Here is a 315-nt window from a genome sequence, read left to right as displayed (position 1 = left end):
AATCGAGTTTTTGTCTTGGTCTTCTGTTTATTTTCTTCTGTATTTGCGCAATTCTTCTGTCCGTATAATCATCAAAGTTTGCATACTTGGATATATATTGCCTGATGAGTTTGTTTGTATTCTCAATAGCTCCTTTCTGCCATGATGGTAATGTCCTATAAAAGTGTGTAAGCCCCAAAGTTCTTATCTTTGTGGTACAATTCAAAAACAGATTAAGAACAATGGAGCTTACGATGGAACAAAGATCGGAATTTATTTCTGAAATGGTCTCTAGTGAGGCCGGTTTTAACGAACTAATGCGTGTGTTATTGGATA

Annotated in this window: 1 pseudogene; it reads right to left on the bottom strand. The window is 35.6% G+C overall.

From position 1 onward, the window contains the following. Positions 1-145, bottom strand: a pseudogene (locus EII14_RS09555) (IS30 family transposase); the annotation flags it as partial. Positions 146-315 lie beyond the last annotated feature (170 nt).

It is taken from the genome of Alloprevotella sp. OH1205_COT-284 (assembly GCF_003859795.1).
Taxonomy (GTDB): domain Bacteria; phylum Bacteroidota; class Bacteroidia; order Bacteroidales; family Bacteroidaceae; genus Alloprevotella.
The sequence above is the reverse complement of the archived record's forward strand: the minus strand, read 5'-3'. Positions and strand labels throughout refer to the sequence as shown.